The following is a 296-nucleotide window of genomic DNA, read 5'->3' as shown; positions in this document are numbered from 1 at the left end:
ATACTTGATTACTACCCTAAGTGTGCTCGCTCATCGTTTCCGATTCGCTTACACGCTTAAAAAAACTTTACTTCTTCCAGATTGTTAAAGAACGAAAAAACAGTGATCGCTAAAAGATCAAACCTAAACCGCTCGGCTTACGTTTGCACTTTCTGATCAGTACCAGGTGAATGGTGGAGGATGACGGGATCGAACCGACGACCCCCTGCTTGCAAAGCAGGTGCTCTCCCAGCTGAGCTAATCCCCCGTTTTCTTGTGATAACTTGGTAGGGCTGGTTGGACTCGAACCAACGACC

At 47.0% G+C, this 296-nt stretch carries 1 tRNA gene; it reads right to left on the bottom strand.

Annotated elements, in window-relative coordinates:
- Positions 1 to 171: 171 nt before the first annotated feature.
- Positions 172 to 247, bottom strand: a tRNA-Ala gene (locus LE190_RS21655).
- Positions 248 to 296 lie beyond the last annotated feature (49 nt).

The organism is Massilia hydrophila (genome assembly GCF_020208145.1).
Lineage (GTDB): Bacteria > Pseudomonadota > Gammaproteobacteria > Burkholderiales > Burkholderiaceae_D > Telluria > Telluria hydrophila.
Note: the sequence above shows the minus strand (reverse complement) of the source record. Positions and strands in the feature narration are given on the sequence as shown.